10 protein-coding genes are annotated in these 11551 nt (G+C 70.5%); 4 read left to right on the top strand and 6 right to left on the bottom strand.

What is annotated here, in order from left to right; translation table 11 throughout:
- Window positions 1–131 precede the first annotated feature (131 nt).
- The 3 genes from QM595_RS03350 to sodN all read right to left on the bottom strand — a co-directional run bounded on the left by QM595_RS03350 (window position 132) and on the right by sodN (window position 1854).
- Window positions 132–938: an RNA polymerase sigma factor SigF gene (locus QM595_RS03350; RefSeq protein ID WP_415170107.1), complete on the bottom strand. Its 807-nt coding sequence runs from the start codon at window positions 936–938 to the stop codon at window positions 132–134.
- Window positions 935–1363 (bottom strand): anti-sigma factor, encoded by a 429-nt coding sequence (locus tag QM595_RS03345; RefSeq protein WP_415170106.1) that lies wholly within the window; start codon window positions 1361–1363, stop codon window positions 935–937. Before QM595_RS03345 ends, QM595_RS03350 begins: the two co-directional genes overlap by 4 nt.
- Window positions 1364–1449: 86 nt before the next feature.
- Window positions 1450–1854 (bottom strand): superoxide dismutase, Ni, encoded by a 405-nt coding sequence (sodN, locus tag QM595_RS03340; protein WP_415170105.1) that lies wholly within the window; start codon window positions 1852–1854, stop codon window positions 1450–1452.
- Between the two features lie 133 nt (window positions 1855–1987).
- Here sodN and QM595_RS03335 point away from each other — a divergent pair, with 133 nt between their 5' ends.
- From QM595_RS03335 to QM595_RS03325, 3 genes are all read left to right on the top strand, one after another.
- On the top strand, window positions 1988–2284 hold the full coding sequence (locus tag QM595_RS03335; RefSeq protein ID WP_415170104.1) for a S24 family peptidase: 297 nt from the start codon (window positions 1988–1990) through the stop codon (window positions 2282–2284).
- Window positions 2285–2447: 163 nt separating this feature from the next.
- On the top strand, window positions 2448–3620 hold the full coding sequence (locus QM595_RS03330; RefSeq protein WP_415170103.1) for an NAD(P)-dependent malic enzyme: 1173 nt from the start codon (window positions 2448–2450) through the stop codon (window positions 3618–3620).
- A 35-nt stretch (window positions 3621–3655) separates the two neighbouring features.
- Window positions 3656–4624, top strand: a complete 969-nt coding sequence (locus QM595_RS03325; protein ID WP_415170102.1) for a zinc-binding dehydrogenase — start codon at window positions 3656–3658, stop codon at window positions 4622–4624.
- On the opposite strand, the gene QM595_RS03320 is transcribed toward QM595_RS03325, so the two are convergent.
- Window positions 4614–5309 carry a TetR/AcrR family transcriptional regulator gene (locus QM595_RS03320; protein ID WP_415170101.1) on the bottom strand — a complete coding sequence of 232 codons (696 nt, stop codon included), beginning with the start codon at window positions 5307–5309 and terminating at the stop codon, window positions 4614–4616. The genes QM595_RS03325 and QM595_RS03320 overlap by 11 nt on opposite strands.
- Before the next feature lie 98 nt (window positions 5310–5407).
- On the opposite strand from QM595_RS03320, the gene QM595_RS03315 reads away from it, so the two are divergent.
- Window positions 5408–7573 (top strand): MMPL family transporter, encoded by a 2166-nt coding sequence (locus QM595_RS03315; protein WP_415170100.1) that lies wholly within the window; start codon window positions 5408–5410, stop codon window positions 7571–7573.
- 10 nt (window positions 7574–7583) lie between these two features.
- Here QM595_RS03315 and QM595_RS03310 read toward each other — a convergent pair whose 3' ends face one another.
- Window positions 7584–7760: a DUF6104 family protein gene (locus QM595_RS03310; RefSeq protein ID WP_415170099.1), complete on the bottom strand. Its 177-nt coding sequence runs from the start codon at window positions 7758–7760 to the stop codon at window positions 7584–7586.
- A gap of 6 nt (window positions 7761–7766) precedes the next feature.
- Window positions 7767–11519: a multifunctional oxoglutarate decarboxylase/oxoglutarate dehydrogenase thiamine pyrophosphate-binding subunit/dihydrolipoyllysine-residue succinyltransferase subunit gene (locus QM595_RS03305; RefSeq protein ID WP_415170098.1), complete on the bottom strand. Its 3753-nt coding sequence runs from the start codon at window positions 11517–11519 to the stop codon at window positions 7767–7769.
- Window positions 11520–11551: the final 32 nt, after the last annotated feature.

Below are 11551 nucleotides of genomic sequence, written 5' to 3'. Positions count from 1 at the left end.
CCGCGCCGCCCATCGCACGCCCTGGCTGCGTTGTCGTCGGTCGCCATGCCTCCGGCATGGCTCCCTCCTCCGCCTTGCCATGACGCACGCTGGACAACGCCGAGCTCGACGCCGAGTTCTCAAACACACTCTCAGCCGTCCAGCCCCTCGCGGAGCTGGGCAAGGGTGCGGGTGAGCAGCCGGGAGACGTGCATCTGCGAGACGCCGATCTCCTCGGCGATCTGGGCCTGGGTCATGTTGCGGAAGAAGCGCAGCAGCAGGATCCGCTTCTCGCGGTGGCCGAGCGTCTCCAGCAGCGGCTTGATCGACTCGCGCAGGTCGACGTTCTCCAGCGCGGCGTCCTCCACGCCGATCGCGTCGAGCATGGTGGCGGCGCCGTCGGCCGCGTCGTCGCCGGCGTCGAGCGAGAGGGTGGCATAGGCATTGCCGGACTCCAGGCCCTCGACGATCTCCTCCACCGAGCAGCCGATCGCCTCGGCGAGCTCGCCGGCGGTGGGGGAGCGGCCCAGCACCTGGGTGAGCTCCGCGCTCGCGGAGCTGATCTGCAGCCGCAGCTCCTGCAGCCGCCGGGGGACTCGGATCGCCCAGCCCTTGTCGCGGAAGTGGCGCTTGATCTCCCCGATGATGGTCGGCGTCGCATAGGTGGAGAACTCGACGCCGCGCTCGGCGTCGAACCGGTCGATCGCCTTGAGCAGGCCGATGGTGCCGACCTGGAGCAGGTCCTCGAACGGCTCGCCGCGATTGCGGAACCTGCGCGCACAGTGCTCCGCGAGGGGCTGGTGCAGGACGACCAGCCCCTCGCGCGCGGCCGCTCGCTCCTGATCGGTGGCGGCATCGTCGGCGAGCACGGTGAAGAGCGCTGCGCTGCGCTGCCGATCCTCGGTGGGATCCGGGCTGGAGCCGTCGGCCAGGTCGTCCCTCGTCGACTCCTCCGTCATGTGCGTGGCCGACCTCCGGTAGCCGACGCAGCGGCCAGCTCGGACACGGCGGTCAGCGTGACCTCGAGAACCCCGCTCTCTGCCCGAGCCGAGACCTCCGCCGCCAGCGTGGTCAGGACGGTCCAGGCGAAGCTGGCGGGATCGGGGTGCCGTGGCGCGGCGGCGGCCGCGCCGACGGCGACGGTCAGCATGCCCGGCCGGAGCCAGAACCGGGCCGTCAGATCGGCGTCCGGCTGGGCCGACTCCAGCACCAGGGCGGCCGCTTCGCCGACGGCGATGCGCAGATCCTCGAGGTCGTCGAGGGTGAAGTCCAACCGTGCCGCCAGTCCGGTGGTCGCGGTGCGCAGCACCGCGACGAACGCGCCGTCGGCGGGCAGTCGCAACTCGGCGTCGGCACGCGAACGGTCGTGCGTGTCATGGGTCACTAGAAGGCTCCTCCGAAAGGCTGCTCGTCATCCCACGTGCCGCGGGGCCGGTCAGGCTCCTACCCCCGACCGGCCCCGTCAAACGCTCAGGCAGCCTTCTTGGTCTCCCAGAAGATCTCGGCGATCTCGTCGATCTTGGCGAGCAGCTGGTCGGCGGTGGCTTCGTCCCAGCTGGCCTTGGTGCCGCCGGCGCCGGCGAGCTTGGTGGCCTCGTTGAAGAGCTCGTGGAGCTGGGGGTACTTCTCGAAGTGCGGCGGCTTGAAGTAGTCCGTCCACAGCACCCACAGGTGGTGCTTGACCAGGTCGGAGCGCTCCTCCTTGATGGCGAGCGCGCGGGCCTTGAAGGTCTCGTCGTCCGAGGCGTTCGCCTTGGCGATGCAGGCCTTGACCGACTCCGCCTCGATGCGGGCCTGGGCTGGGTCGTAGACGCCGCAGGGCAGGTCGCAGTGAGCAGAGACCGTGATGCTAGGGGCGAACAGTCGCGAGAACATGCGCTTCCTCTCTTGGTGATCCGGCCTGGTGATTCCGGCTGGTGAACGAAACTTCGTGCTGAGTGCGACACTACTCCGCGTGTCAGCCGGTCCACGAGCCGCGTCTCGTCCTGGTGCGACTCCGGATCCCGGAGTGGGTCGCTGGGGGCTGGCCCACGTGGTCGGCGACTCGATGCTGCCCACGCTGCGAGCGGGGGACCGGCTGCTGGTCTCCTACCGCCGCCGCCCGGACGTCGGGGCGGTCGTGGTGGCCCGGTTCGCCGACGGCACGCTGGCCGTCAAGCGCGTCGCGGCACGCCGGGAGGGCAGTTGGTGGCTGCTCTCCGACAACCCGGCAGAGGGGATCGACTCGCGGCACCGCGGTGTGGTCCCCGACGAGGCCGTGCTGGCCGTCGTACTGCGCCGGATCTGGCCGCTCGTGCGGCTATGAGACAGGACACAGCGATCGTCGCCGCGACCATCCGTGAAGGTGTGGAAGACTGCAGGGTGGGGCCAACATCCCCCACGCCGCGATCATCGCGTCGACCCTGCCTGTCACCCCGGGCGGCCGATTCCCCGCTCTCGTCCTGGCCGCAGTAGAAAGCACTCTCGTCATGTCCGACTCGATTCCGTACGCCGGCGACCCGGTCTTCGACCTCCACCGCGGCGGCAAGCTGACCGTCGCCAGCTCGGTGCCGCTGACAGGCCGCGAGGACCTCTCGATGGCCTACACCCCGGGCGTGGCCCGGGTCTGCACCGCCATCGCCGAGGATCCGTCGCTGAGCCAGCACTACACCTGGGTGCCCAACACCGTCGCCGTCGTCACCGACGGCACCGCGGTGCTGGGCCTGGGCGACATCGGCCCCGCCGCGGCGATGCCGGTGATGGAGGGCAAGGCGGTGCTGTTCAAGCAGTTCGGCGGCGTCGACGGCGTGCCGATCTGCCTGGCGACCACCGATGTCGACGAGATCGTCGAGACGGTGGTCAGGCTCGCGCCGAGCTTCGGCGGCATCAACCTGGAGGACATCTCGGCGCCGCGCTGCTTCGAGATCGAGGACCGGCTCAAGGAGCGGCTCGACATCCCGGTCTTCCACGACGACCAGCACGGCACCGCTGTGGTCACCCTCGCGGCACTGTGGAACGCGCTGCGGCTGACCGGCCGTAACCCCGAGTCGACCCGGGTGGTGATCTCCGGTGCCGGCGCTGCCGGCGTCGCGGTCGCCAAGATCCTGCTCGAGGCCGGCATCAAGGACCTCGCCGTCGTCGACCGCACCGGTGTGATCAGCTCCGGGCGCGCCGACCTCGGCCCGGTCAAGAAGGCCCTCGCCGAGGCCACCGCCGACCGGTTCGGCCGCACCGGCTCGCTGGCCGACGTGCTGGCGGGTGCCGACGTCTACGTCGGCGTGTCGGGCGGCACCGTGCCCGAGGAGCTCGTTGCCACGATGGCGCCCGAGGCGATCGTGTTCGCGATGGCCAACCCGACCCCGGAGATCCACCCCGAGGTCGCCCACCGCTACGCCCGGGTGGTCGCCACCGGCCGCTCGGACTTCCCCAACCAGATCAACAACGTGCTGGCCTTCCCGGGCATCTTCCGGGGTGCCTTCGACGCCCGCGCCACCGCGATCACCGAGGGCATGAAGCTCGCCGCCGCCGAGGCGCTCGCCGCGCTGGTCGGCGAGGAGCTGTCGGAGGACCTGATCATCCCGTCGCCGTTCGACCCCCGCGTCGGCCCCGCGGTCGCGGCAGCGGTGGCCGAGGCCGCTCGCCGCGACGGTGTCACCCGGTGATCACTCACGCTGCGTCAATCATCTAGGGTCGGATCATGTTCGCCGTCTACGCCGAGTCCCTCAACCCCGACGATCCGCTGAAGGGGCTGGTGGTCGGGGAACGTCCCGACCCGGAGGTCCCGCAGGGTTGGACCACTGTCACTGTCAAGGCCGCCAGCCTCAACCACCATGACCTGTGGTCGCTGCGAGGCCAGGGACTCAAGGCCGAGGCGCTGCCGATGATCCTGGGCTGCGACGCGGCCGGTGTCGACGAGGACGGCAACCCGGTCGTCGTACACGCCGTGATCTCCCGCCCCGACTGGCAGGGCGACGAGACCACCGACCCGCGTCGCTCGCTGCTCTCCGAGGTCCACCAGGGCACCTTCGCCGACAAGGTGGTGGTGCCGCGCCGCAATGTGTTGCCGCTGCCGGCCGGCTTCTCCGTGGCGGAGGCGGCCTGCCTTCCCACCGCTTGGCTGACCGCCTACCGGATGCTGTTCACCAGGGGCGGGCTCAAGCCCGGCGAGACCGTGCTGATCCAGGGCGCCGGTGGCGGCGTCGCGACCGCGCTGATCACGCTGGCGCGCGCGGCCGGGCTGCGGGTGCTCGCCACCAGCCGAGACGAGGCCAAGCGCGCCCGCGCCCTGGAGATCGGCGCACACGAGGTCTTCGCCTCCGGCGAGCGGCTGCCGGTCAAGGTCGACGCCGTGATGGAGACCGTCGGCCGGGCCACCTGGAAGCACTCCGTCCGCTCGCTGCGGCCCGGCGGCACCCTGGTCGTCTCCGGCACCACCTCGGGACCGAACCTCGACGACGCGCTGCTGACCAACATCTTCTTCCTACAGCTGCGGGTGATCGGCTCCACCATGGGCACCAGCGGCGAGCTCGCCTCGCTGGTCAGCCTGCTCGACGCCACCGGTACCAGGCCGCTCATCGACCGGGTGCTGCCGATGGAGCAGGCGCGCGAGGGTTTCGAGGCCATGGCGCGGGGCGACGTCTTCGGGAAGATCGTCTTCACCCGCTGACCACGCCGGACCGGGCTGATGCCTCCGGTCCGGTGGCGAAGCCGCGCACGATGGCGTCGAGGGTCGCGCTGATCATCTCCTCGCGCCGCTCCTCGGACAGGTGCCGGCAGAGGCCGTCGAGCAGGAGCATGGCCAGGCCGTGCACCGTCGACCACGCCGCCATCTCCGCGTTCGGGCGATGGCCAGGCGCGAGCCAGCCGACGTCGACGAGCGTGTCCAGCACGGCTGCCAGGAAGGCGTACGGCGCCGCGGACATCAGCACCTGCTCCGGGTCGAAGTCGGGGCCCTCCTCCAGGATCTCCTCACCGCCGTGGCAGAACGCGGTGCGGAAGAGCCCCGGCTGGGCGATGGCGAACTCGAGGTAGCCACGCCCGGCCGCGGTCAACTGCCGTACCGCCAGCTCGATCGGGCCCGCATCGGCCGGCGGCTGGCCGACCAGCCCGGTGATGGTCGCCGTCATCCGGTCCAGCGCCTCGTCCTTAGCGGCGTGCAGCAGCTCGGCCTGCCCGGCGAAGTGGCGATAGGCGGCGGTGGGCGTGACACCGACCGCGCGAGCCGCGGCACGGATCGTCACCGCCTCGGGGCCGCCGACCTCGGCGAGGTCGGCGGCGGCGCCGACCAAGGCGTTGCGGAGGTCGCCATGGTGGTACGGGCGATGCGCCTCGGGATTCTCCACGAAATGCATGTTGACACCTGCTCACATCCGAGCGAAAGTTAACACACGAAAAGTTTACATTGGTACACATCTGTTGCTGCGCGCTCGGCCCGAGTCAGGAGGCTCGCATGTTCCACCGGATCGGCATCCTCGCCACCACCCGCCCCCGTCGCGTGCTGGCGATCGGCCTGGTGGTGCTCCTCGCGTCCGCCTTCCTGGCCACCTCCGCCTTCGGCAAGCTCCAGGACGAGGGCTTCGACGACCCGTCCTCGGAGAGCAGTCGGGCGTCGAGCCTGCTCGATGCGCGCTTCGGCAGCGCCGACGACTTCGTCTTCGCGGTGACCGCCGCGGACGGATCGGTGACCGACGCCAGCGCCGCGGCGACGGTGCAGGCTCTGGTCGATCGGATGCGCGCCGACGCCGATCTGGTCGACGTGGTCTCCTTCCTCGACGCCCCGGGAGCGGGGATGGTCTCCTCGGACGGTCGCTCCGGGCTCGTCACCGCAGGACTGGCCGACGACGACGTCGATGCTGCCGCGGTGATCGACCGCTACAGTGGCGCCGACGGCGACCTGATGGTGCGGGCGGGCGGCCAGGAGGCGGTCTTCGCCCAGGTCGGCGAGCAGCTCGGTCACGACCTCGGCCTTGCCGAGGGCATCGCGATCCCGCTGATCCTGATCTTCCTCGTGCTTGCCTTCGGCAACCTGGTCGCCGCCCTCGTGACGGTCTGCGTCGGCGGCTTCGCCATCGTCGGCACGTTCGCCGAGCTGTCGATCCTCGGCTCGTTCACCGAGGTCTCGGTCTATGCGCTCAACATCACCACGGCGATGGGCCTCGGTCTCGCCGTCGACTACGGCCTGCTCATGCTGGCCAGGGTCCGCGAGGAGCGAAGCGCCGGTCTGAGCCAGGCCGAGGCCGTCGTACGCGCGGTGGAGACGGCGGGCCGGACGATCTTCTTCAGCGCGACGACGGTGGCCATCGCGCTGGCCTCGATGCTCGTCTTCCCGCTCTACTTCCTGCGCTCGGCCGCCTACGCCGGCATCGGCGTCATGGTCGTCACCGCGTTCGCCGGCATCGTGCTGCTCCCTGCCGCGATCACGCTGCTCGGCGATCGCATCGACTCGGGCCGGGTGCCGGGCGTGCGCGGCCTGCGCGGCGGCCCCGCGCCGTTCTGGACGAGGCTGGCGGGTGTGGTGACCCGCCGCCCCCTGGTGGCGCTGCCGGTGCTCGTCGTACTGCTGGCGATGGCGGCGCCGTTGGCCGGCATCGGCTTCGGTACGCCGGACGAGCGGGTGCTGCCCGCCTCGGCGAGCAGTCGCCAGGTCGGCGACCTGCTGCGCGAGGAGTTCACCAGCGACTCGACCAACCCGATCCAGGTCGTCACCACCGCGGCGCTGCCCGACGGAGAGCTGGCCGACTATGCAGCCGCGCTCTCCCGGGTCGCCGACGTCGATCGGGTCGACACCCGAGTCGGCAGCTTCGCCCAGGGGAAGGAGATCGGCACCGCGGGCAGCGCCATCCTCGAGGCCGACGACGCGGAGCAGTTGCTCGTCGTGACCCAGCTGGAGCACCTCTCTGCCCAGGCACGCGATCAGGTGCGAGCGATCCGCGCCGTGCCGAGCCCGGCGGGCGCCGAGTCGCTCGTCGGCGGCTCGGCCGCGGAGCTGATGGACTCCCTCGACGCGATCTCGCAGCGGCTGCCGCTCGCGCTCGTCTGGCTCTTCGGTGCCACGGTCGTCCTCCTCTTCCTCTTCACCGGCAGCGTGGTGCAGCCATTGCGAGCGCTGCTGCTCAACCTGGTCGGCCTCGGCGCGACCGTCGGCGCGATGGTGTGGATCTTCCAGGACGGCCACCTCGCCGGCCTCCTCGACGTCACGCCCATGCCGATGAACGTCAGCATGTTCGTGCTGCTGCTCGTCATCACCTTCGGCCTCTCGATGGACTACGAGGTGTTCGTCCTCGGCCGGATCACCGAGATGCGCCGTGCCGGGCTGGCGCCCACGGCGGCGGTGGTGCAGGGCCTGGCCCACACCGGCCGCATCGTCAGCACCGCCGCTGCGCTGATCGCCATCAGCTTCTTCGCCTTCGTCCTCAGCGATATCGGCTTCATGAAGTTCTTCGGCCTCGGCGCCGGGCTGGCGATCCTCATCGACGCGACGCTGGTGCGCGGCGTACTGCTGCCGACGGCGCTGCGACTGCTCGGCGAGGCGGCCTGGTGGGCACCGGCACCGCTGCGGGCGCTGCACCGCCGGATCGGCCTGCGCGAGGAGCGCCCGGCAGCGCAAGCCGGGTAAGAGCGCAGGCTCAGTCCTCCGGGTCGTCGAGGCGCGCCAGCCAGGTCGCGAGCCGCTCGACGGCGGTCTCGAACTCCGGATGGACGTCGACGAAGGCCTGCAACTGCTCGGCGAGCCACGCCAGGGTGACCTCCTCGTCACCCCGGCGCCGCTCCAGCTCCTCGATGCCCCGATCGGTGAAGTACATGTCGCCTCAGGCGAAGGCGCGGTCGATCAGCTCGGCCTGCTCGGCCAGGTGACGCTTCATCGTGCCGACGGCGGTGGTGGTCGAGGCGGCCCGGGTGATCGGCTCGACGGCACGATGCCCGAGAGCAGGGGCGAGGGCCGGCACCACGTTGAGCGCGTACGACGGCCACGGACCCTGGTTGAAGGGCTCGTCCTGCACCCAGCGGACCGTCTTGAGGTTGGGGTACTTGGCGATCTCCGCCTTGAGCTCCTCGACCGGCCACGGGAAGAGCTGCTCGACCCGGGCGATCGCCACCGACTCCTCCTTGCCGCGCTTGGCCCGCTCGGTGACCAGGTCCCAGGTGACCCGGCCCGAGCACAGCAGCAGGGTGTCGACGCCGGCCGGGTCGACGGTGGCGTCGCCGGTGACGTTGAGGAACGTGCCCTGGGTGAAGTCGCCGGGCTGGGAGGCGGCGTCCTTGCGGCGCAGCATCGACTTCGGGGTGAAGACGATCAGCGGCCGGTGCTGCTCGCCGAGCGCGTGCCGGCGCAGCAGGTGGAAGTACGACGCCGGCGTCGAGGGCTGGGCGATGACGAACGCCTCGTCGGCGGCCATCTGCAGGAACCGCTCGATGCGGCCCGAGGAGTGGTCCGGGCCCTGGCCCTCGTAGCCGTGAGGAAGCAGCAGCACCACGCCGGAGTCCTGACCCCACTTGGTCTTGCCGGCGGTGATGTACTCGTCGATCACCGACTGGGCGCCGTTGACGAAGTCGCCGAACTGCGCCTCCCAGAGCACCAGCGCGTCGGGCCGGGCCACGGAGTAGCCGTACTCGAAGCCGAGCGCGGCGTACTCGCTGAGCAGCGAGTCGTAGACGTAGAACTTCGCCTGGTCGTCGCAGAGATAGGACAGCGGCGTCCACTCGTCGGCGTTGACCCGGTCGATGATCGTCGCGAACCGGGAGGCGAAGGTGCCGCGGCGGGAGTCCTGGCCGGCCAGCCGGACCGGGCGGCCCTCCATCAGCAGCGAGCCGAAGGCGAGCAGCTCACCGGTGCCCCAGTCGATGCCGCCCTCGGTGATCGAGGTGGAGCGGCGCTGCAGCTGCGGCATCACCTTCGGGTGGACGGTGAATCCCTCCGGTGGCGTGACGTAGGCGTCGGCGACCCGCTTGAGCACCTCGGGACTGACCGCAGTGGTGGTCTCCGCGACGGTCTTCTCCGGGTAGTCGGGGACGGTGAGCCACTCCGCCGGCTGCTTGTCGGCGTCGCGGACCTCGGTGAACACGCGCTCCAGCTGGTTCTGGTAGTCGCGCAGCACCTCCTCGGCCTCCTCGATCGTGATGTCGCCACGACCGACCAGGGCCTCGGTGTAGAGCTTGCGGACCGAGCGCTTCTGCTCGATGAGGTCGTACATCAGCGGCTGGGTGAACGACGGGTCGTCGCCCTCGTTGTGACCGCGGCGGCGGTAGCAGATCAGGTCGATGACGACGTCCTTGTTGAACGCCTGCCGGTAGTCGAAGGCGAGCCGGGCGGCGCGCACGCAGGCCTCCGGGTCGTCGCCGTTGACGTGGAAGATCGGCGCCTGCACCATGCGGGCCACATCGGTGGCGTAGAGGCTGGACCGCGACGATCCCGGGGAGGTGGTGAAGCCGACCTGGTTGTTGATGATCACGTGCACGGTGCCGCCGGTGCGGTAGCCGCGCAGCTGGGAGAGGTTGAGGGTCTCGGCCACCACGCCTTGGCCCGCGAAGGCCGCGTCGCCGTGGATGAGGACCGGCAGCACCGGGTAGGCCAGGCCCTGGTCGAGCACGTCCTGCTTGGCCCGGACGATGCCCTCCAGCACCGGGTCGACGACCTCGAGGTGGGAGGGGTTCGCGGCCACCGAGACCTTGATGCCCTCGCCGGTGCCGGCGGTGAACTCGCCGTCCGCACCGAGGTGGTACTTCACGTCGCCGGAGCCCTGCACCGTGCGCGGGTCGATATTGCCCTCGAACTCGCGGAAGATCTGGTTGTAGGACTTGCCGACGATATTGGCGAGCACGTTGAGCCGGCCGCGATGCGCCATGCCGATGGCGACCTCGTCGAGACCGGACTGGGCGGCCGCCTCGCAGATCTCGTCGATCACCGGGATGGTGGTCTCGCCGCCCTCGAGCGAGAACCGCTTCTGGCCGACGAACTTGGTCTGCAGGAAGGTCTCGAAGGCCTCGGCCTCGTTGAGCTTGAGCAGGATGCGCAACTGCTCCTCGCGGGGCACCACGTTGACCGGCTTCTCGACGCGCTCCTGGATCCAGGAGCGCTGCTCGGGGTCGGTGATGTGCATGTACTCGATGCCGGTGGTGCGCACGTAGGCGTTGCGCAGGATGCCGAGGATGTCGCGCAGCTTCATGAACGGCTTGTCGGCGGGGCCGAAGGAGCCGGTCGGGAACTCCCGGTCGAGGTCCCACAGGGTGAGGCCGTGGTTCTCGATCTCGAGGTCGGGGTGGGAGCGCTGCTTGTACTCCAGCGGGTCGGTGTCGGCCATGATGTGGCCACGCACCCGGAAGGCGTGGATCAGCTCCAGGACCCGGGCCTGCTTGCTGATCTGCTCGTCGTGGCTGGTGGAGACGTCCTGGTTCCAGCGGATCGGGGTGTAGGGGACCCGCAGCGAGGCGAAGATCTCGTCGTAGAAGCCGTCGGCGCCGAGCAGCAGCCGGTGCACCGTCGCCAGGAACTCGCCCGACTGCGCCCCCTGGATCACCCGGTGGTCGTAGGTCGACGTCATCGTCATGACCCGGCTGACCGCGTCCCGGGCGATGGTCGCCTCGGAGGCGCCCTGGAACTCCGGGGGGTACTCCATCGAGCCGACGCCGATGATGGCGGCCTGGCCCTGCATCAGCCGCGGCACCGAGTGGCTGGTGCCCAGGCCGCCGACGTTGGTGAGGCTGACGGTGGTGCCGGAGTAGTCCTCCATGGTCAGCTTGTTGGCCTTGGCGCGCCGGATGACGTCCTCGTACGCCGTCCAGAACTGCGCGAAGTCCATCGCCTCGCAGCCCTTGATGGACGGCGCGACGAGCTGGCGGGTGCCGTCGGGCTTCTGCTGGTCGATCGCCAGGCCGAGGTTGATGTGGGCCGGCGTCACCTGGGTCGGCTTGCCGTCGATCTCGGCGTAGGTGTTGTTCATCGCCGGGTTGGCCTTGATGGCCTTGATGATGGCGTAGCCGATCAGGTGGGTGAAGGAGACCTTGCCGCCGCGGGCTCGGGCCAGGTGGTTGTTGATGACGGTGCGGTTGTCCCACAGCAGCTTGACCGGCAGGTTGCGCACCGAGGTCGCCGTCGGCACCGACAGCGAGACCTCCATGTTCTTGGCGGTCGCGGCCGGGATGCCGCGCAGGGTGGTGTGGACCGGCTGGTCGGTGGTGGCCACCGGCGTCGGCGCGGGAGCGTCCTTGGGGACCGGCGTGGTGGTGCCCTTGGCGGGCTCGACCGCCTTGGTGTTGGCCGGACGCGGCGTGGCGACCGGGATGGTGCCGGTCGGCGGGCTGCTCGGAGCCGGGGCGGCCGGGGTGGCCGCGGTGGCCGGGGCTGTGGCCGCCGGAGCGGCCGGTGCGCTCGGTGCGGCGGAGGAGACGGGAGCGGTGGCCGGGGCACTCGGCGCGGCGCCGTTCTCGGACTCGAAGAACCTCTTCCAGACCGGGTCCACGCTGGTCGGGTCCTTGAGGTATTGCTCGTGCATCTCCTCCACGAGCCACTCGTTGGCGCCGAATTCGGCGGGGACGTCTGACGGGTTGCCTGTGGACTGCGGCACGGCTGGCTTCGCCTCTTCCGGAATGAGCGCGC

Origin of the sequence: Nocardioides sp., assembly GCF_047607185.1 — a bacterium.
Lineage (GTDB): Bacteria > Actinomycetota > Actinomycetes > Propionibacteriales > Nocardioidaceae > Nocardioides.
The sequence above is the reverse complement of the archived record's forward strand: the minus strand, read 5'-3'. Positions and strand labels throughout refer to the sequence as shown.